Here is an 18,844-nt window from a genome sequence, read left to right on the forward strand (position 1 = left end):
TGCGCTATCAAAAACTGACTTTGACGCCCAGAGAGGCGCTGGAATCGCTGAAGCCTTTGCCGCCAACCTGTTGCGCGATACCGCCCCAGATGCCGACGTGCTGACTCGGATTCACTTCCAGACCCAGTTTCACTTCGCCGATGTTACGCGCACCCGCCTGCTCAATCTTCACGCCATCCAGTTTACTGCCGAAGCGCTGCGTATTATGCAGCCAGTTCACTTCAGCGTAAGGCTGCGCGGTGGCGGTGTACATGGTTGCCCGAACGCCGGTGCGGGTTTGCACGTTATGGTTGCCGGTGGCGCTGACGCGGGTGCCGTTCTGCTCGGTGTAATCGCCGGTTTTTACGCCCATCCACACCGCCTGCGCTTTCGGCTGCAGGCGATACTGCTGCTGCTCGCCGAAGGCGAAGCTGTAGCCGCCTTCCAGTGACGCGGTCATCCCCTTCGACTTGTAGCTTTCCTGACCGAGACCTTCGCCTTTCACGCTGTTACTGAAGGTGTTGTAGGCCAGCCAGCTGTCGACAAAGGCGCCGCTGCGCGTCTGGCTATTCTGCTGCCAGCCGGCATAGATACCGCCGCTGTAGCCGTTAACCTGGCCTTTGGCGCTGTAGCCGGTGGTTTTCGACAGCGTATTGCTTTTGGCATTGCCGTAACCCGCCATCACGCCGAGGCTGAAACGGTCTCTGCCATTCAAACTCCATTGTGCGATGTCGCCACCCAGCTGCGTCATGTAGCTGTTGGTGGTGCTTTTCAGCTGCGCGGTGCTGTCACTGAAGCGCCCGTGCGCGCCTTCGTTGCGCAGCCACAGCGTGGTTTTTTCCACTTTGCCGGTCAGCGCATCACGGTATTCTGTCACGCCCGGACGATCGGCTGCGCTCAGGGTAAACAGGTTGCTGGCCGCCGCAAGGTTAGCAATATAGCTGCCGACTTCCGGACGGGCACGCGGGGTACGTTTCGGTTGCGGCACCTCCGGTGCAATGACGGTGCCCGTATCGCCGCCCTCGTCTTTAATAGGATCGACAGGCGTTGGATCAACGGGAATCGGGTCGCTAACCAGGCGCCACTTACCGTTTTTATCCTGCACCAGCGCATAATCCCACGCGCCGCCGACAATGCGACCATCCTGCAGGAACTCACCGTTTTGCGTGCCCTCAACGCGAATCAACTCAATGCCTTCCAGCGTGGCAGCACCTTTACCGCCCGCATTGTGCACCTGAACTTTGGTGGTGCCGCTGGCGTTGCCGGCGATATGCAGTTTATCGCTAGCCGTATCGTCACCCGCCAGCGCAAGGTTCATCACCAGTTTGGCGTTGTCAGCGTGATAGTCGCCCTTAACGGTTAAGGTGTGGAAATCGCCAGCACCGTGATCGAAGGTGATAGTGCTGTCTTTGGCCGTCAGGTTGTCGACGGTGGAGCTGCCGGTCATATTCCACTGGCTGCTGCCCGCTAAGCTCAGATCCTGTAAATCATGCGCGGCACCCTGCCAGCGCGAACCGGAATCCAGGCTGACGCTGCTGGCCTGCGTTTTGCTGCGATCAATATTGACATCGCCCTGAAGCTGAGAATGATTGCTGGCGTCAACCGTAATACCGCGCACGTCCGCTCCTGCATCTTCGCCGTACGGGTCTAACCCGGTTTCGAGCAGTGTTGTGCCGGACAACAGGCTGTTATCAAGATTCACTGTTGTTAAGGCATGGTTATAAGCGATGATTGCTGGCCCGTTATCCACCGTTAAAACTGTATTATTAAGGTTGATATGACCTTCGGTTTTTCGAGCCACAATTCCAGCGGCGTTATTTCCTTTTATATGTAAAAGTGAATTGCTAATATTAATAGTTAAACTTTTAAGATCTGGCTCACCGCTTGTGGCAGTTATGGCATTAGTTAATTCCCCAGGATTTTTATTGTTATCCATTTCAGCAAAAACATTGTCAGCGGTTAACACTGAACCGCTTTCAACATTGAAAGCAGTGCCACCGCTTTGGCTTATTATTTTTGAGTTTGTTATATTTGTTCTTCCATTAAAACTTGAACCTACGCCATACCCGGCACCTGTGATCTCAATATCTACATTTTCTGCATCAACTTGTCCTGAATAATCGGCATAAATACCAGCAGAATTATTATCCACGGCAATTAATTTACTATTGCGAACGGTGGCAAACCCCTTATCATAGGCAGTAACTGCGCCGCCATAATAAGCTCCAGAAGAAATTATGCTGTCAGTGATATTTACCCGGGAACCCTCACCTTTGGCCAAGGCACCATCTCCTCTTGCATCAATCTGTATATTTTCAGCATTCAGAACGCCACCGTTTTTCGCAAGCATGCCGGTACTGTTTTTTCCTGTAGTGCTGATGCTGCCACCAAAAACATTCAGTTCCGAACCGGTGTTGACCCACGCTCCGAAGGCATTATCACCGGTCGCGACATAATGACTATTATGACTTGTAGTTTTTCCACCATTTTCAGCCAGTAATCCAAATGCGCCATTAGCCGATACGGTGACATGACTGTTGGCGATATTTGCCACGGTATTCACACCATAACCGTTAATGCCCTGGGCTGTAGATTCTACGGTCGTCCCGTCGACATTCAACACGCCACCGTTTTTAGCAAGAATGCCGGTGCTGCCGCCGCCTGTATTGGTAATGCTGCCACCAAAAATAGTTAATACGGATTTACCGTTAACCCAGCCGCCGGAGGAATTTTTTCCCGTAGTGACATAGTGACTATTAATACTGGTGGTTTTACCGCCATTTTCAGCAAGTACCGCGTAACTATTTGCCCCTGCAACAGTGAAACGGCTATCTGAAACGTCGATAACTGCACCCGAGCCTATAGCATTTGCGCCATATTCCTGAGAGTTGACGGTTAAATTTTTACCGTTGATAGTGGCCTTATCTGCATATAAGCCAAATCCGGCGCTATTAATGACCACATCGGCGGCTTTAATGCGGCCACCGTTACCAGCAATAACTCCGTGACTGAATGCTCCCGCTGTATTGACACTACCGCCGGTTATATCAATATTCGAGCCCGCACCATTAACATAAACGCCGTACGCTTTTTTACCGTCGGTCGTGAAGTTCACATTATTGCTGTGCGCGGTGGCGCCTTTTTCAACAAATAAGGCGTGTGCGCTGTCATCGCTGGTAGCCACGTCCTTATCCTGAATATTAATAATATTTCCCGCGCCAGAAGCATATTCACCGTAGGCGGGGGCGGCCAGCGCGGGCTGGATAATCCAGACGCTGGCAAGCGCCATAAAGGCCTTCGCCACGCAGCCTGCGGTGAGGCGACGTGCTGTGCTGGAGCGGGATGATTTTACTTTACCGCGTGCCAGTTCGGAGGTGACAACATAATTACCCTGGCTGTGATTCCAGATAACCCGATAGTTTTTATTCATTTTGACTCTCTGCCTGTGAAAGTATCTCACGCCGAAATAAAACGTTGATTCGCGCGCGGGATGATTAAGGGATGGATATAACTTGATGGCAGAGAGAATATGAAAGGTGCGGTAAAAAACCGGCTAAGACATGTCTTGAATAAGATAAGTGCAGAAAGAATTTAATTATTGAGCGGCGTATTTAATAGCAGGAGGTGATGTGTCGCTGTGTATTCTGTTTTAAAAAAAATATTTTTAATGAGGATTATCAGTGAAGAAAGGAGGCGGCTGGCCGCCCCCCTTAACATCAGGATTTCGGGAAAATCCACACATGGTTTTCCGGCAGCGCCAGATGGCAATGCTGCGGAACAAATGTTCCCAGCGATCGCCAGGGTTATTCGCAACGTCTGCATTGAGCACACGCGTAATCCGGGCGATCTCTCCGACGGCGGCTGGACGGTGGATACGCTGAACATTGCAGATTGCGGTTCTCAGTTGAATCTCAACAATGCGCGCGTGGTGATCCGTCAGCTTAACCTGCAATCCGGCGCGAAACTCAGCCTGAATGGCGCCCGGCGCATTGATCAGAAATGTACCTTAATACCCAGCGCGGCGCTGGAATCGCTGAAGCCTTTACCGCCAACCTGTTGCGCGATGCCGCCCCAGATGCCGACGTGTTGACTCGGATTCACTTCCAGACCCAGTTTCACTTCGCCGATATTGCGCGCACCCGCCTGCTCAATCTTCACGCCATCCAGTTTACTGCCGAAGCGCTGCGTATTATGCAGCCAGTTCACTTCAGCGTAAGGCTGCGCGGTGGCGGTGTGCATGGTTGCCCGAACGCCGGTGCGGGTTTGCACGTTATTTTTGCCGGTGGCGCTGACGCGGGTGCCGTTCTGCTCGGTATAATCGCCGGTTTTTACGCCCATCCACACCGCCTGCGCTTTCGGCTGCAGGCGATACTGCTGCTGCTCGCCGAAGGCGAAGCTGTAGCCGCCTTCCAGTGACGCGGTCATCCCCTTCGACTTGTAGCTTTCCTGACCGAGACCTTCACCTTTCACGCTGTTACTGAAGGTGTTGTAGGCCAGCCAGCTGTCGACAAAGGCGCCGCTGCGCGTCTGGCTGTCCTGCTGCCAGCCGGCATAGATACCGCCGCTGTAGCCGTTAACCTGGCCTTTGGCGCTGTAGCCGGTGGTTTTCGACAGCGTATTGCTTTTGGCGTTGCCGTAACCCGCCATCACGCCGAGGCTGAAACGGTCGCTGCCATTCAAACTCCATTGTGCGATGTCGCCACCCAGCTGCGTCATGTAGCTGTTGGTGGTGCTTTTCAGCTGCGCGGTGCTGTCACTGAAGCGCCCGTGCGCGCCTTCGTTGCGCAGCCACAGCGTGGTTTTTTCCACTTTGCCGGTCAGCGCATCACGGTATTCTTTCACGCCCGGACGGTCGGCTGCGCTCAGGGTAAACAGCTTGCTGGCCGCCGCAAGGTTGGCAATATAGCTGCCGACTTCCGGACGGGCGCGCGGGGTACGTTTCGGTTGCGGCACCTCCGGTATAATGACGGTGCCCGTATCGCCGCCCTCGTCTTTAATGGGATCGACAGGCGTTGGATCAACGGGAATCGGATCGCTAACCAGGCGCCACTTGCCGTTTTTATCCTGCACCAGCGCATAATCCCACGCGCCGCCGACAATGCGACCATCCTGCAGGAACTCACCGTTTTGCGTGCCATCAACGCGAATCAACTCAATGCCCTCCAGCGTGGCAGCACCTTTACCGCCCGCATTGTGCACCTGAACTTTGGTGGTGCCGCTGGCGTTGCCGGCAATATGCAGTTTATCGCTAGCCGTATCGTCACCCGCCAGCGCAAGGTTCATCACCAGTTTGGCGTTGTCAGCATTGTAGTCACCCTTAACGGTTAAGGTGTGGAAATCGCCTGCCCCGTGATCGAAGGTGATGGTGCTGTCTTTGGCCGTCAGGTTGTCGACGGTGGAGCTGCCGGTCATATTCCACTGGCTGCTGCCCGCTAAGCTCAGATCCTGTAAATCATGCGCGGCACCCTGCCAGCGCGAACCGGAATCCAGACTGACGCTGCTGGCCTGCGTTTTGCTGCGATCAATGTTGGCATCACCCTGCAGTTGAGAATGATTGCTGGCGTTAACCGTAATACCGCGCACATCCGCTCCTGCATCTTCGCCGTACGGGTCTAACCCGGTTTCGAGCAGTGTTGTGCCGGACAACAGGCTGTTATCAAGATTCACTGTTGAAAGGGCATTATTATAAGCGATGATTGCTGGCCCGTTATCCACTGTCAAGACGGTGTTATTAAGGTTGGCCTGGCCTTCAGTACTGTCAGTCAAAATTCCTGCGGCGTTATTTCCTTTAATGTGTAAAAATGAATTATTAATGTTAACGGTCGGGCCATTATAAAGTGTGGATTCAGTTTTAACATTAATCGCATTAGCGAACTTTTCAGGATTGCTAATATTATCTATTTCAGCAAAAACATTGTCAGCTGTTAATACGGAGCCACTTTCAGCATGGAAAGCAGTGCCACCTCTTTGGCTTTTTATTCTTGAGTTAATTATGTTTGCCCTTCCATTAAAACTTGAGGCTGCACCAAACCCGGCACCGATGATCTCAATATCTACATTTTCTGCATCGACTTGTCCTGAAAAATCGGCGTAAATACCAGCAGACTTTCTATCCACGGCAATTAATTTACTATCTCGAACGGTGGCTAACCCTTTATTACTGGCAGTAACTGCGCCGCCAAAATAAGCCCCAGAAGAAATTTTGCTATTATTTATATTTGCGCGGGTACCCTCACTTTGTGCCACGACGCCACGTCCTCTTGCATCAATCTGTATATTTTCAGCATTCAGGACGCCACCTTTTTTAGCAAGCATGCCGGTGCTGTTTTTTCCCGTCGTAGTGATGCTCCCACCAAAAATATTCAGTTCCGAACCGATATTTACCCACGCACCGAAGGCATTATCACCCGTCGCGACGTAATGGCTGTTATGACTTGTGGTTTTTCCGCCATTTTCAGCCAGTAATCCATATGCACCATTATCTGTAACGGTGACATGACTGTTAGCCACATTGGCTACCGTGTTTGCGCTATAGCTATTGATTCCCTGGGCAGTAGATACCACGGTCACCCCATCAACATTCACAATGCCGCCGCTTTTAGCAAGAATGCCTTTGCTACCTTTACCGGTATTTGTAATGCTGCCGCCAAAAATATTGAGTTCTGAGTCATTGTTCACCCATCCGCCATCAACGTTACTGCCTGACGTGGTGTAATGGCTGTTGGTACTGGTGACTTTAGCGCCATTTTCAGCCAGCAGCACGTAGGCACTATTACCGTTCACGTTTACGTTGCTGTCGGCAATGACAAGCTCAGTACCTTTACCCAAACCGTAAACGCCATAGGCGTTGGCCTGTACGCTCAGGTTCTTGGCCAGAATTTTGGATTTATCGGCGTAAATGCCCACGCTGGAAGTATTCAAGGTAATATCGCTAGCCATTAACTTGCCGCCATTGCCAGCCACTAAACCATATCCCTGTGCACCTGTAGTGGTAATCGTACCGCCGGTTATATCAATATTCGATCCCGCACCATCAACATTAACCCCGAACGCTTTTTTACCGCTGGTCGTGAAGTTCATATTATTGCTGTGCGCGGTGGCGCCTTTTTCAACAAATAAGGCGTGTGCGCTGTCATCGCTGGTAGCCACGTCCTTATCCTGAATATTAATAATATTGCCCGCGCCAGAAGCATATTCACCGTAGGCGGGGGCGGCCAGCGCGGGCTGGATAATCCCGACGCTGGCAAGCGCCATAAAGGCCTTCGCCACGCAGCCTGCGGTGAGGCGACGTGCTGTGCTGGAGCGGGATGATTTTACTTTACCGCGTGCCAGTTCGGAGGTGACAACATAATTACCCTGGCTGTGATTCCAGATAACCCGATAGTTTTTATTCATTTTGACTCTCTGCCTGTGAAAGTATCTCACGCCGCAATAACACAATGATTCGCGCGCGGGATGATTAAGGGATGGATATAACTTGATGGCAGAGAGAATATGAAAGATGCGGTAAAAAGCCGGGTAAGACATGTCTTGAATAAGATAAGTGCAGAAAGAATTTAATTATTGAGCGGCGTATTTAATCGCAGGAGGTGATGTGTCGCTGTGTATTCTGTTTTAAAAAAAATATTTTTAATGAGGATTATCAGTGAAGAAAGGAGGCGGCTGGCCGCCCCCCTTAACATCAGGATTTCGGGAAGATCCACACATGGTTTTCCGGCAAAGCCAGATGGCAGTGCTGCGGATCGCGCACCTCGCTGCCATAAGCGCGAATGACAAAATCATCGCCCTGGGTGCGGAACAAATATTCCCAGCGATCGCCCAGATACATGCTGGTGAGCAGCGGCAGTTCCAGCTGATTTTCGCCCGGCCCCTCGACCAGTTTCACCCGCTCGACGCGGATCACCGCCGTGGCTTCCTGGCCGTTTTGCACGCCTGCGCCCGCCAATCCCCACAACGCCCAGCCTTTGCCCTCGATGCGCGCTTTGCCGTCGCGCAGCTCGGTGATTTTGCCGTGCAGCCGGTTGTTGCTGCCCATAAACTCGGCGGTGAACAGGGTTTTTGGCGAGCCGTACATCTCCTGCGGCGTGCCTTGCTGTTCGATTTTGCCGTTATTGAGCAGCAAAATACGGTCGGAAATCGCCATCGCCTCATTCTGGTCGTGTGTCACCATCAGCGCCGACAAGCCCAGTTTGATGATCAGCTCACGCAGGAACACGCGCGCCTCTTCGCGCAGCTTGGCATCCAGATTCGACAACGGCTCATCCAGCAGGATCACCGGCGGGTTGTAGACCAGCGCACGACCAATTGCCACGCGCTGCTGCTGACCGCCAGAAAGCTGGTGCGGATGGCGTTTACCAAGGTGGCCTAACCCCAACTGCACCAACACATCCTGCACGCGTTGGGTGATCTCCGCTGCCGCCACTTTGCGCAGCTTTAACGGATACGCCACGTTCTCGAACACGGTTTTGTGCGGCCACAAGGCGTAGGACTGGAACACCAACCCCAGATTACGTTCTTCCGCTGGGATCTCACTGCGCGGCGTGCCGGCGTAAACCGTGTTGTTGCCAATCACAATCGTGCCTTGCGTTGGCTTCTCCAGCCCGGCGACCGCACGCAGCAGCGTGGTTTTGCCGCTGCCGGACGGACCAAGCAGAGAAACCACTTCGCCGCGCTGCAAATTCATCGACACGCCTTTCAGCACCGGATTGTCGCCGTAAGTTAAGTGCAGGTTCTCGACCGATAATTCAATCATGTAATTTGACTCCAAATCGCAAGGCAATACCCAAACCGACCACGACCAGCAGGATGTTAATAAACGAGAGTGCGGCGACGATATCTATCGCGCCCGCCGCCCACAGGGAAACCAGCATGGAGCCGATGGTTTCCGTGCCGGGCGAAAGCAGGTACACGCCGGTGGAATATTCGCGCTCGAAAATCAGGAACATCAGCAGCCATGAGCCAATCAGGCCGTAACGGGATAACGGAATGGTGACGTGACGCGTGATCTGTCCGCGCGTGGCGCCGGTGCTGCGCGCCGCCTCTTCCAGTTCCGGCCCGACCTGCAGCAGCGTGGACGAGATCAGACGCAGGCCATACGCCATCCACACCACGGTATACGCCAGCCAGACGCTGAAGATGGTGCTGCGCAGTGACCGCAGCCAGACGATCAGGTTATCGCGCAGCCACTGCGACCAGACGAAATCAGACAGCCAGCCCGATTTGAGCGAGTTATCCAGCCACATCGGCAGGAACAGGAACACCCAGAGAAACGCCAGGCCTGCCAGCAAGCCCGGCACCGCACGCGGTACCAGCACGCTGTAGTCGAGGAAGCGCGTGGTGTTATCGGGTTTGCGGTGCATGGCGATACCGATAAACAGATAACACACCACCGCCAGCGCGCCGCCAATTACCCCAATCGCCATCGAGTTGACGATGGCGCGCAGCAGGTTAGGCTGCGCCCAGATGGTCTGGAAAGTTTTGATCGACAGCTCATCCCAGATTGAGACGCCAACGCCCCAGTTTGAGATAAACGCACGCAGCACCACGCCCAGCAGCGGCACGCCAATGGTCACCGTCAGCCAGAAGGCGACAACCGCGCCCGCCACCCAGCGCCATTTGCCCAGCGGCAGCGCACGCGCCTGCGAGGCTTTACCTTTTACGGTGACAAAGCGATTGGCGGTGCGCATCAGGCGGCGTTGCAGCATCACCAGCGGGATGGTGATACAGATCAGCACCACCGCCACGGCAGCCATCAGATGATAAGAAGGCGTGCCGAGTTTGTTAGTCAGCTGATAGAGATAGGTGGCCAACACCATGTTGCCTTCGGGATCGCCCAGCACCAGCATCAGGCCGAACACCTCCAGCCCGAGGAAGAACAGCAGCACGGTGGCATACAGCATTGAAGGACGCACCATCGGCAAGCTTACCGCCGTCATCACCTGCAGCGGTGTCGCGCCCGCAATACGCGCCGCTTCTTCCACATCCGATCCCACGCTGCGCAGCGCAGAAGAGATATACAGATAGGCGTGCGGGACGTGCGTTAGCCCGGCGATCACTACGATGCTCGACATGTCGTAGATATTCCACGGCACAAAACCGAACAGCGATTGTGCCCACAGCGAGAAGAATCCCACCGGGCCCGCCGCCACCACGTAACCAAAGCCGAGTACCATCGGCGAGACAAAAATTGGCACGAGGATCAGCGGCTCAATGATGCGTCGGCCGGGCAGATCGGTGCGCACCATCAGAAACGCCAGAATACCGCCCAGCGGAATGGCGATGATCACCAGCCCGAAGGCGAGAATAAATCCGCTGCGCAGCGCTTTATAGAAGTCGGGATCGGTGAAAATAAATTCAAACGACTCGAGGCTCCACGCTTTCGACGGCGAAAAGAACGGGGCGGACAAGAAACTTTGTATCACGATAAACGACAGCGGAACGTAGATAACCAGCGCGGTTATCAGCACCACAACGCCGCGCGGCAGGCTTTGCCACTTTCTCTGCAATGCACGCATATTGAGACCCTGAATGGCGAATCAGATAACAGAAAGAGAAGCGCGACGCAGCGGCCGCGCTTCGGTACTGCCGTTATTTACCGGCGGCTGTGCGCCACTGTTTGATGTAATCCAGACGTTTTTTCGGTTGCAGATATTCCAGCAGGCTTTCATCAACCGGGATCGGTTTCAGCGCGTTACCTAACATTTTGGTCAGGCCATCAATGTCATTTTTGCCTTCAATATCGTTGCGCAGGGAAGGGATGTCGGCTTGGTTGGCCAGAATGCTTTGCCCTTTTTCAGACAGCACGTAATCGAGCCACAGCTTAGCCGCATCGCTGTGTTGCGCTTGCTGGCTGATGAACGAGACGCGTGACAGCACCAGCGTGTAATCCTTCGGATAAGCGATGCCCAGCGACGGATCGGTTTTGGCGCGCGCTTCGGCGTAAGAACCCAGAATGTTAAAGCCAATCAGGTTTTCGCCGGATGAAACCCTTTCCATCATGGTGCCGGTGGAAGACTGCACGGCTAAACCGCCTTTCGCCACGTCGGCCAGGGTTTTGAAGTAGTTGGGGTCGGCTTTGGCATCCTGTACTGAGAGCATGAAGCCGAGGCCCGATTTCTCAATATCGTAGGTAGTGACTTTGCTCTTGAATTTGTCGGTCTGGCTGGCGAGCAGCTTGGCTAACGCAGCGTGCGAATCGGGCACGTCACCGGCCGGGATCATGCGCTTGTTGTAGATGAAGACCACCGGTTCGTAGGTGGTGCCGTACGCCTTGTTATTCCACACCGCCCACTTCGGCAGCTGCGCCAGTTCAGGGGATTTGTACTCCTGCGCGTAGTCGGTCGCCAGCTTCAGCCCGGTATCCATTGAGGAGCTCCACACCACATCGCCGCTGGTGCCACCCGAAGCTTGTTCACTGATAAAGCGGTTGTACAGCTCGGTGCTGTTCATATCGTTATATTCAACTTTGATGCCGGGATAAGTGGCCTCAAAGCCTTTGACCAGCGGTCCGGCGGCTTTGATGTCGGTGGTGGAGTAGACCACCACTTTGCCCTCTTTGGTGGCGGCATCAATCACGCTTTGGTAGTCCGAAGGGTAACCTTGCGGCGGAGCCGCTACGGCTGACATGGAAACAAACACAGTGGCGGCAATCAGAGACAGAGGAAAAGTGTTCGACATTATAATTAACCTTTTAGTTACATTTGAGGAACTAAAGGTCAACATAGCCGATCGCCTTTTCCACACAAGAGGTGACGGATTGTTATCTTCACGAAGTGTGATTGTTGGCGTCGTTTAGGCAATTAACACCATAAAAACCGCAAGTGGCCGCGCGCGGAATTTGCGCGTGATCACAGGATTTTGCGGTACAGCCGTCGCGGGTGGCCGATATTGCCGTACTGCATCTCGACGCCAATAAATCCGATCTCTACGCAATATTCGAGGTAGCGGCGGCCGGTGGTTTTGCTGATGCCGATGTTTTCTACCACCTGTTCAACCGACCAGCTGCTGTGCGGTGCTGCGTTAAAAAAGCCTTTCACCCGTTCCAGCGTAATCGACTCAATGCCTTTGGTGGATGGCGCGGCAGGCGCGTCACTGGCTGGCAGGTTGAACAGCTTATCCAGCGCCTGTTGATCGACATTCTTCATCTGGCGCAGGGTCTGCACCAGCAGCATGAAGCGCTCCAGCGACGCGCGCAGGCGATGGAAAAACACCGGTTTCAGCAGGTAGTCAAAGGCGCCGCTGCGCATCGCGTGGCTACAGGTTTGCATGTCGCTGGCGGCGGTGATGAAAATCACTGAGCACTCAAAACGCTTCAGCAGCGGATCGTCAATCAAGGTTACGCCCTGACCATCCGGCAAATAGTTGTCGAGCAGCAGCAGCCGTGGCTGATGCGCGGCAATCAGCGCGCGCGCCTGCGCCAGCGTGGCGGCAATGCCGACCACACGCAGATGAAAGTTCTGCTCAATATATTCACGATGCAGATCGGCCAGATGCGGCTCATCTTCCACAATCACCACATCAAGCGGCTTAGCATTATTCATGGGAAAGTCCTGTTAATGCGGCGGGCTGGAACGGAATAAACACCGAGAAGATGGTGCCCTGCGGTGAGTTGTCGCTGATCTCAATGCTGCCGCCCGCCTGCTGTACATAACCTGCCGCCAGATAGAGGCCGATGCCGTGCTCTGCACCGAACATATCGTCGTTGCTGGACGGCTTGCTGGTGACGCCTTGCTCAAACAGATGCGGTTTAATGCTGTCATCGATGCCGCAACCCTGATCGGCCACTTCGATTAACAGCTCCTGATTACGGCCAGAAATATACAATTCTATCGGGGCGGCGGGCGTTATGGCATTGAGCGTGGCGTCGACGGCGTTATCCAGCAGATTACCAATCACCGACATCAACGCCGTTTCACTCAGCGCGGCAGGAATGCGGCTCAGCTGGCAGGCCGGATCAAATTTCAGCTCCACGCCTTTTTCCCGCGCACTGACATATTTCCCCAGCAGCAGCCCACAGAGCGCGGGTGAGGTGAAGCGTGCCGAGACAAAATCCAGCACCTGCTGCGCGCCAGCTGATTGCGCGTGGATGTAGCGCATCGCGTCGTCGTAACGCTGCATCTGTAACAGGCCGACCAGCGTGGCGGTCCAGTTCAGCTGTTCATGACGCATGATGCGTAAATTATCCGCATAGCGTTTCACCTGGCTCAGCTGGCTGCTCAGCGTATTGATGTCGTTTTTATCACGGAAGCTGCATACCCAGCCGCCAGGCTCGCCGGGTTCCAGCTCGATCGCCACCCGGTTAACGATCACCTGACGCTGATTGAGCACGGTAACGTGATCGTGAGTTTTCACCTCATGCTGGCGCAAAAACGCCGGAGGAATCTGCAACACCGCATCCAGCGGTTTCCCCAGCAGTTCACTCTCACTCTGCTGAATATCCAGCAACTCGCGTGCGGCGCGGTTGATGAGAATCAGCTGCCGCTCCGCGTTGACCGCAAACACGCCTTCATACATCGCTTCCAGCAGCGCTTTTTGTTGCAGCACCAGCAGGGCGATATCCTTCGGCTCCAGCCAGAACATCTGTTTTTTCAGGTTGCGACTAAACATCCAGGAAAAAATAAACAGCAGCAACAGCAGCGCCACGCCATACAAACTGGCCTGCCACAGCAGGCTAACGTTGATATTGGCAATATAGGAAGTGAGATAACCCACCGAGACAATGCCAATCACTTGGTGCTGGGCATTTAAGATTGGCGCCTTGCTGCGCAGTGACACGCCGATGCCGCCTTTGCGCACCGAAATAATGGTTTTGCCCTGCAGCACCTCGGCATTGTCGCCGCCAATCATCGGTAGATTGAGGCGCTCCGGTGACTCCGAGTGATAGAGATGGTGTTCTTGCGTGTCGCCAATCACGATATAGCTGGCATCGCTTTGGTTGCGCAGCGGCTGAATCAGCGCGGCGATGCCAGCGATATCGCGGCGCGCTACTTTCTCCGCCAGCCCGGGCATCAGCGCAATTTCACTGGCCTGCACCCGCGCGCGCTGTCCCAAATCGTGATGCAGCTGGCGATCGATAAAATGAAACAGAATAGTGCCCAGCAAGGCGAGTAGCAGGCAGGAAAACAGCACCAGCGACAGGAAGAGTTTTACCTGGAAAGATAATCTGCGTTTCATACAACCTGCAGTGAAGAGAAACTGGAGAGAGGCATGGCTGCAGACTAGCACGCGAAAATGCGTGCCGTGACACGCTATCTTCAGAGTTGTGAGCTGGCTTCAATCCCGGCGCGGCTTAGGCGCTGGTTACTGTTGGCACCATGTCAGCGATATTCCCATCTTATTCCTGGTATTCGCCTGCTGTGGCGCTAATCAATCGGCAAAAAATCAATTCACCACGGCTAATCTATGCGCCGTTATTTAATCCAGCCTTTCTCTGAGTAAATTCCGGTTTGGCCTGGCAACCATTGACCTTATAACCCTGAGTGGTGAGAATGCCGGGAAAAGTTTTGAATTAGATCGCAAATTTTGGGCATTAAGCCCGTTGCAGTGCGACCGCAAACGCCGCACTGAATTAACGCCACTTGCACTCATCGGAACGCAAAAAGACGCGCCGAAGTAATAAAAGTGCAGGGCACACAGCAAATATCGTTAATGTCGTGACGTTCGTTGAGAAGGCCCGTCTGTTGATGCACCTACTCAGCCCCGGTCGGCATTTCTTGTTTTTGGTGATGAGCGCGATAAAGACGCCAGCGTTTTTTTAACGCTCATTACCAGACAGATAAAAATTTAATTTAAGTTCGCCGTGAATGACGTAGTGACGCTATTAAGCCAAATCACCACAAGATAAAACGTAACTGGCTGAAAATTAACTGAACTCTTACGAGCGCAGCGCAGCCTTTTTATGCCTGAAAAATGGGTTTATGCGTAGTCAGTAAACAGGTAGCTGCAAGCCTGGGGCGGTAGCCTGCCTGTTTTACCTGACGAAAGCAGAATAAATCTGCACGGTTTATTTGGCGATTATCTTATTTAGCGATCTTTTTACAGAGAATTAAAGGCCAGTTTTATTTGACCTGAGGAAACTCTGAAATAGACAGGCAATAAATGTTAAGCCGGGCGCAAGCAACGTGCACTGTTAATCACTGCAATGTTCAGCGAATACTTTTTCCGTCCGCAACTTTTACTCCGACAGAGTCCAGAGGTTATATGCAAAATCCCGTTAACGACGTTTTGATCAGCGTCATCGTGCCGGTGTATAACGCCGCGGCGTATCTGGAGCGATGCATTGACAGCCTGCTACAGCAGGAAGAAAGCCGTTTTGAAGCGATATTTATTAATGACGGCTCCAGCGATAACTCGCTCGCGATATTACAGAATTACGCCCACTACCCACATTTTCACATTATCGACAAAACCAACGGCGGCGTTTCGTCGGCGCGCAATCAGGGCATTCGCGCCTCGCGCGGCAAACTGCTGTGCTTTTTAGACGCCGATGATTTTCTGCCGGCCAGCGCGTTTGCCACCTATGTGCGGCTGATGCAAAACAACATCGCCATGGTGGGTGGGGAATCGCAGCACTTCACGCCGCAAGGCGATCCGCTCGATTTCCCGGCCAACAGCAGTGACGCGCGCCAGCTGACCGCTTCGGCGGCGATTAACGATCTGCTCTATTTCAATCCGCGTCACGGCATCTGCGACAAGGTGTTTCGTGGTGATGTGATTCGTCAGCATCAGCTCACCTTCAACGAGGAGATTTATAACTTCGAAGATCTGCTGTTTGTGGTCAATTACCTGCACCTGCAACAGGATCGTCAGGTGATCTTCACCCAGCAGGTGGTTTATTACTATGTGGAATCCACCAACTCCGCCACGCGATCGGCGTTACGCGAAAAGCATTTCTCCTTTGCGCGTTCGTTTAATGGCATGCAGGCGTTTTTATCCGCGCAGCATAGCCGCTGTTATTACCATCTCTATTTAAAAGTGACCTCGTCTTATATCTATAAAGCGCTGCACAGCGACGGATTCAGCCGCGCCTTTATTGATGAATATATTTCGCTCTACCGTCGCAGCTTCAAGTCCTATTTCACATCAGGATTGATGCTCAATCCGTGGAGCCTGTACTTTGCGCTGTTTTTTGTCAGTCCACGACTGGTATCGCGTCTGCGCCGCCTGGCACAGAAATAAACGCTGAGGTTGAGTTGTGAAAGATAAATTAAAAAATTCTATGTGGATGATCGCTGAAAAGCTGATTGCGGTGTTCGGCCTGATATTTGTCACCTCTTATGTGGCGAAATATGTGGGGCCCACCACCTTCGGCATTATCTCGATTTCGATGCTGGTTTTTCAGTTCATCCAAAGCATCGCGCTGATGGGCAGCGATGTGATTCTGCTGAAACGCTTATCGCAAAATCATCACTCCGGCATGCGCTTAATGATGGCGACCTTTCTGCTGGTGTTAGTGATTTACGGCATTCTGGCAGCCAGCGGCATGCTGATTATGGGCGAAGAGTGGAGTGCTGAAGCGCGGGTATTTGTCTGCGCAGCGGCGATTGCCTGTCTGTTTTCTTCGCTCGATCTGGTCAATATCTACAACGAGGCGATGCTTAATGCGCGCCTGAATGTCATCGCCAATCTGGCGGGGCTGGCGATCAGTTTAACCGTGCGCTTCTTTATTTCGTATTACGGTTTGGATCCGCAACTGTTGTCGATTCCGATCGTACTGGCGACCTTTATTCCTTTTGCCATCAAACTGACGATATTCCTGAAATACCATCGTCAGGTACCGATTCCGGCACTGCGCCAGATGAAGAAATATTCCCGCTATATGGTGGCGTCCGGTATTTCTTTGGTGTTTTCCGTGATTGCGGTGGCGATTTATACCCGCGTTAACCAAATCAGCGTGTCGTATTTCCTTGGTGTGAAAGAGGCGGGGATTTTCTCTGTCGCGCTGACGCTCGCCACCGCGTGGGTATTTTTACCCAATGCCTTGCTGGCTTCCTTTTTTCCGGCGTTCTTTGCCGAACGTGACGATCGGCAATCGATTATCAAAGCACAGAAATTACATCTGCTGGTGATTGGTGTCTCGTCGCTGGTGATTCTGGCGATTTGGTTATTGTCCGGATGGTTTATCCGTGACTTTTACGGTGCGGAGTATCTCGATGCGGTAGCGCCAACGCTGTTACTCAGCGTGGGTGCGATGTGCGCGGTGCTAAGCAGCGTGATGGATCGTTTCATTATTAAGTACAACGGATATCGCTATTTAGTGAAGAAAACCTTCGTGGTGTTATTAATTTGCGTGGCCTCCTCTTTATTGTTGGTTCCTTATTTCGGTTTAAATGGCGCGGCCATGAGCGTGGTATTAACCGAGTTTTTATCTTTCTCCCTGCTTAATTACTTTTTCCCTGCTCAACCCGTAATGCGTATTCATCAAATTTTTATCAATCCCAGGAAACTATGGCTGTTATTTAACAATATCAAAACCTCAGACAGTAAAGAGAGTTTATCATGAATGAAAAACCCCTGTTTAGTCTTATCATTCCCGTCTATAACTCACAAAAAACCATTAAACGTACCTTACTGAGCGTGCTTAAACAGACGTTCAGCAGTTACGAAGTGATTGTGGTTAATGATGGCAGCAGCGATTCAACCGCGAATATTCTGCAGGAGTTTAGTGCTTATTCGCAGGTCACGGTAATTCACCAAATTAATGCCGGTGTCAGCGCCGCTCGAAATAGCGGAATGCAGCAAGCCAGCGGTGAATATGTGTTATTCCTCGATGCGGATGATTGGGTGGATGATAACTTCCTGATGATCTTCAAACAGAATCTCGATGCCTGGCCAGCGGAATCTGTCGATTTGATGGTGGGCAACCTCAACGACAACCGCGTGGGCAAAGTGTCGCAGGCGGGCTTCTTCAGTCAGGAGGACATTCCTTATGTGCTCGGTGAGTTGGAGATGAGTGATAACATCGGTTATCTGCATAACAAATGTTATCGTCGTCAGATTATTGAGGAGTTGAACCTGCGCTTTTTGGAAGGTATCTCCATGAGCGAAGATTTGCTATTTAACCTTAAATTCTTCAGCTGCATTAGCAATTTTCTGGTCACGCCGGGTGCGGCTTATCATTATGAAGACGTGGCGGGTTCATTATCGAAGCGTAAAGTGCAATACAGTGAACTGAAAGTACGTAAACAGTTTCTCACCGCACTGTATGATTCGATCATCAGTAAATATCAGGCCAGCGATCTCGACTATTTCCTTAAAGGCATCTCCAAACGTGTGCTGGCGCTGGATATGCAAATCGTGACCGCAATGTATCACTCATCGTTTTCACCTGCGGATATTGCCCAGGAAATTGATCAAATAAAGCGGGGTAAATACTCAAAAGGTATTTTCATCCTGCTGAATAAAAATGAAAAATTGAAGTACATGATTATGAATTTGAATACACTCACAGCGTACTATTTTCTTTATGCACTCTACAGAATGCGCGCATTCTAATTAAATTCTCCCGGCGTTAGCCTCTGGACGCATTTGCTGTATCAGAGGCTAGTGGCCGGGGGAGTTGCTCTTTATGTCATCTGCACCACCCGTGGTAACAGCCCAGCGTTGCCACACCTTTCCACTTTCCTCCCGCCTTTCTGCTGACTCCCCGTTACTCCTTCTTGCACTCATTCCGCGTCTCATGTCAAATAGCGCCCCATGCAATCGATTGCGCGCATGTTTCGTGCATTTACTGCGGCGCAAAACATCAGGATGCGTGAATTTCATCTCATGAAGCGTCATCCTTTGCGTTCCGGCCGGGCGGAGCAGCCCACGCCATGATTGGTAGCCATCTTTGTGGCTGCATGTTGATAAAGCTTGAAATTCTGGA

11 protein-coding genes are annotated in these 18,844 nt (G+C 52.5%); 4 read left to right on the forward strand and 7 right to left on the reverse strand.

Annotated elements, in window-relative coordinates; translation table 11 throughout:
• Positions 1-7: 7 nt before the first annotated feature.
• Positions 8-1,780: an autotransporter outer membrane beta-barrel domain-containing protein gene (locus P6287_RS04415; protein WP_277974568.1), complete on the reverse strand. Its 1,773-nt coding sequence runs from the start codon at positions 1,778-1,780 to the stop codon at positions 8-10.
• A 94-nt stretch (positions 1,781-1,874) separates the two neighbouring features.
• Here P6287_RS04415 and P6287_RS04420 point away from each other — a divergent pair, with 94 nt between their 5' ends.
• Positions 1,875-2,099, forward strand: a complete 225-nt coding sequence (locus P6287_RS04420; protein ID WP_225614606.1) for a hypothetical protein — start codon at positions 1,875-1,877, stop codon at positions 2,097-2,099.
• 1,873 nt (positions 2,100-3,972) lie between these two features.
• Here P6287_RS04420 and P6287_RS04425 read toward each other — a convergent pair.
• The 6 genes from P6287_RS04425 to P6287_RS04450 all read right to left on the reverse strand — a co-directional run bounded on the left by P6287_RS04425 (position 3,973) and on the right by P6287_RS04450 (position 14,151).
• Complete coding sequence (locus P6287_RS04425; protein ID WP_277974569.1) at positions 3,973-7,374, reverse strand: autotransporter outer membrane beta-barrel domain-containing protein; 3,402 nt, start codon at positions 7,372-7,374, stop codon at positions 3,973-3,975.
• 286 nt (positions 7,375-7,660) lie between these two features.
• On the reverse strand, positions 7,661-8,731 hold the full coding sequence (locus P6287_RS04430; protein WP_217547452.1) for an ABC transporter ATP-binding protein: 1,071 nt from the start codon (positions 8,729-8,731) through the stop codon (positions 7,661-7,663).
• Positions 8,724-10,493 carry an iron ABC transporter permease gene (locus P6287_RS04435; RefSeq protein ID WP_101762505.1) on the reverse strand — a complete coding sequence of 590 codons (1,770 nt, stop codon included), beginning with the start codon at positions 10,491-10,493 and terminating at the stop codon, positions 8,724-8,726. Before P6287_RS04435 ends, P6287_RS04430 begins: the two co-directional genes overlap by 8 nt.
• A gap of 73 nt (positions 10,494-10,566) precedes the next feature.
• Complete coding sequence (locus tag P6287_RS04440; protein WP_277974570.1) at positions 10,567-11,655, reverse strand: ABC transporter substrate-binding protein; 1,089 nt, start codon at positions 11,653-11,655, stop codon at positions 10,567-10,569.
• A 170-nt stretch (positions 11,656-11,825) separates the two neighbouring features.
• Positions 11,826-12,518, reverse strand: coding sequence for a response regulator (locus P6287_RS04445; RefSeq protein ID WP_110867792.1), 693 nt, complete (start codon positions 12,516-12,518; stop codon positions 11,826-11,828).
• A complete protein-coding gene (locus P6287_RS04450; protein WP_277974571.1) occupies positions 12,511-14,151 on the reverse strand; it encodes a sensor histidine kinase in 1,641 nt (546 codons plus the stop codon). Before P6287_RS04450 ends, P6287_RS04445 begins: the two co-directional genes overlap by 8 nt.
• Positions 14,152-15,177: 1,026 nt before the next feature.
• Between P6287_RS04450 and P6287_RS04455 the strand changes: the two genes are divergently transcribed.
• The 3 genes from P6287_RS04455 to P6287_RS04465 are packed head-to-tail and all read left to right on the forward strand — an operon-like array spanning position 15,178 to position 18,471.
• Positions 15,178-16,155 carry a glycosyltransferase gene (locus tag P6287_RS04455; protein WP_101762501.1) on the forward strand — a complete coding sequence of 326 codons (978 nt, stop codon included), beginning with the start codon at positions 15,178-15,180 and terminating at the stop codon, positions 16,153-16,155.
• A 16-nt stretch (positions 16,156-16,171) separates the two neighbouring features.
• Positions 16,172-17,479: an oligosaccharide flippase family protein gene (locus tag P6287_RS04460; protein WP_192415371.1), complete on the forward strand. Its 1,308-nt coding sequence runs from the start codon at positions 16,172-16,174 to the stop codon at positions 17,477-17,479.
• Positions 17,476-18,471 (forward strand): glycosyltransferase family A protein, encoded by a 996-nt coding sequence (locus P6287_RS04465; protein ID WP_101762499.1) that lies wholly within the window; start codon positions 17,476-17,478, stop codon positions 18,469-18,471. The genes P6287_RS04460 and P6287_RS04465 overlap by 4 nt, the downstream gene beginning before the upstream one ends.
• Positions 18,472-18,844 lie beyond the last annotated feature (373 nt).

The sequence above is a fragment of the Pantoea sp. X85 genome (assembly GCF_029623675.1).
GTDB lineage: Bacteria > Pseudomonadota > Gammaproteobacteria > Enterobacterales > Enterobacteriaceae > Pantoea > Pantoea leporis.

Excerpts from the sequence above, each read along its gene's own strand:
- P6287_RS04420 (WP_225614606.1), top strand. The coding sequence starts at position 1,875 with ATGGCATTAGTTAATTCCCCAGGATTTTTATTGTTATCCATTTCAGCA.
- P6287_RS04425 (WP_277974569.1), bottom strand. The coding sequence starts at position 7,374 with ATGAATAAAAACTATCGGGTTATCTGGAATCACAGCCAGGGTAATTAT.
- P6287_RS04430 (WP_217547452.1), bottom strand. The coding sequence starts at position 8,731 with ATGATTGAATTATCGGTCGAGAACCTGCACTTAACTTACGGCGACAAT.
- P6287_RS04435 (WP_101762505.1), bottom strand. The coding sequence starts at position 10,493 with ATGCGTGCATTGCAGAGAAAGTGGCAAAGCCTGCCGCGCGGCGTTGTG.
- P6287_RS04440 (WP_277974570.1), bottom strand. The coding sequence starts at position 11,655 with ATGTCGAACACTTTTCCTCTGTCTCTGATTGCCGCCACTGTGTTTGTT.
- P6287_RS04445 (WP_110867792.1), bottom strand. The coding sequence starts at position 12,518 with ATGAATAATGCTAAGCCGCTTGATGTGGTGATTGTGGAAGATGAGCCG.
- P6287_RS04450 (WP_277974571.1), bottom strand. The coding sequence starts at position 14,151 with ATGAAACGCAGATTATCTTTCCAGGTAAAACTCTTCCTGTCGCTGGTG.
- P6287_RS04455 (WP_101762501.1), top strand. The coding sequence starts at position 15,178 with ATGCAAAATCCCGTTAACGACGTTTTGATCAGCGTCATCGTGCCGGTG.
- P6287_RS04465 (WP_101762499.1), top strand. The coding sequence starts at position 17,476 with ATGAATGAAAAACCCCTGTTTAGTCTTATCATTCCCGTCTATAACTCA.